General features: G+C 37.3%; 3 protein-coding genes. 1 reads left to right on the plus strand and 2 read right to left on the minus strand.

The window, feature by feature from the left end; translation table 11 throughout:
- Positions 1-300, plus strand: a 300-nt coding sequence (locus A5N85_RS13270; protein WP_211268229.1) for a (2Fe-2S)-binding protein, incomplete at its 5' end; no start/stop codon positions are given.
- A gap of 111 nt (positions 301-411) precedes the next feature.
- Here A5N85_RS13270 and A5N85_RS13275 read toward each other — a convergent pair.
- The gene (locus tag A5N85_RS13275) at positions 412-687 is read right to left on the minus strand and encodes an HU family DNA-binding protein (RefSeq protein ID WP_072577601.1); all 276 of its coding nucleotides are present in this window, start codon (positions 685-687) and stop codon (positions 412-414) included.
- Positions 688-874: 187 nt separating this feature from the next.
- Positions 875-1825 (minus strand): S16 family serine protease, encoded by a 951-nt coding sequence (locus A5N85_RS13280; protein WP_249023983.1) that lies wholly within the window; start codon positions 1823-1825, stop codon positions 875-877.
- Between the last annotated feature and the right edge of the window lie 58 nt (positions 1826-1883).

Consider the following 1883-nt stretch of genomic DNA (forward strand, 5'->3'; position numbering starts at 1 on the left):
GCTACTGCATTTATTGAAAGCGGTATTCCTAAAAGCGATGCTTGGGGAAATGTTGGGTTGGCCGTTGCCGACCCTTGGATGGCAGCACGTAAGATAGTTAATGATATTGATACGCTGATTGCAAACTATGAGGCATTTACTTGCCAGCTGATACCAGAATTACAAAGTACTATACTAGCTTTACCGATAGAAAAAGATGGACAGAAACAAGTTGTCTTTAAACGCCGAAAAAGTTGTTGTCATAAGTATGAGCTACCGGGTAAAACCAACTGTGCAACGTGTAGCAAAACGTCTGTTTAACAAAAAGCTCAGATAAATATCTGAGCTTTTTTAAATGAAATAATTTTAGTCTGTCAATAAATTATCTAACTTCTAAAATTATCTTATTCCACATTAATAAACTATAAACAATTACTTATTTACAGCATCTTTAAGTTTTTTACCTGCTTTAAAGGCAGGGGTAGTGCTTGCAGCAATTTTCAAAGTTTTACCTGTTTGAGGGTTACGTCCTGTACGTGCAGCACGCTCGCGAGTCTCAAAAGTACCAAAACCAATTAGAGTAACTTTTTCGCCTTTAACAAGTGTTTCTGTGACATTCTCAATGAAAGCATCAACTGCTTTAGCCGCTTGTGCTTTAGTAATGTCTGCGGCTGCTGCAATAGCATCAACCAGTTCGGTTTTATTCATAATCCATTTACCTTATGTTGGGTTACGTAAAAATTGCGGTGCACCGCACCGACAGGTGGGATTTATACAGCGCTTAGTAAATACTGTCAAACTTTTTTTACAGTTAAATCATCTGAAAATGGCATAAATATTTTATCTAGAGAAAGATATCATTTATCTTTCTCTTAAGATTATGATTTTAAATATTTTAGTGTTTGCCATTTCCGCCTACAGGCGAAGGAATAGCGCTTGAGTGAGAAGGAAGCGGAATAAAAGCTTTTATCGAAGATAAGGTTTCTGTAAACGCATGTTTGAAGACTTCTTCAACATGGCTAACAGGAATAATCTCTAAAGCTTGTTTGACATCCTCAGGAATGTCTCTTAAATCTTTCAAATTGTCTTTAGGAATAAGAACGGTTTTAAGATGTCCTCGTTGAGCTGCCAATAATTTTTCTTTTAGTCCACCAATGGCTAATACACGCCCATGTAAGGTAATTTCTCCTGTCATGGCGATATCTCCTCGAACAGGCTTTTGCGTTAATGCAGAAAGTAGTGCGGTTGCCATGGCAATTCCTGCACTTGGACCATCTTTTGGTGTTGCGCCTTCTGGAAGGTGCATGTGTAAATCATAAGCATCAAAACGAAATTCTGGATCCGCTTTATCTAAATAATGACGAACAACAGAGAGTGCCGCTTGAATAGACTCTTTCATTACATCACCAAGTTGTCCAGTGTGGGTTAATTTCCCTTTTCCTGAAAATGCTGCGGTTTCAATTTGAAGCAGCTCACCGCCAACAGAAGTCCATGCTAAACCTGTAACGCTTCCGATTTTAGGCTCTAAATCCTCTTCATTACGATGGTATTTAGCAACACCTAAAAACTCTTCTAAATTTTTATTCGTAATTTTAATGCGTTTTGTTTTTTTATTGCTGAGTAATTTACGGACGCTTTTACGAGCTAATTTACCGATTTCTCTTTCAAGATTTCGAACGCCAGCTTCGCGCGTGTAATTTTCGATAATGTTATATAACACGCCTTCTTCTAAAGAAAACTCTTTTTCTTTTAAACCATTTTCCTTGATTTGGCGTGGAAGAATATAGCGCTCAGCAATTTGTAATTTTTCTTGCGTGGTATAACCTGGAATACGGATAACTTCCATACGATCTAATAAAGGTGCAGGAATATTTAAAGTATTTGCCGTTGCAATAAATTAATAC

Origin of the sequence: Suttonella ornithocola (genome assembly GCF_001889065.1) — a bacterium.
Classification (GTDB): Bacteria; Pseudomonadota; Gammaproteobacteria; order Cardiobacteriales; family Cardiobacteriaceae; genus Suttonella_A; species Suttonella_A ornithocola.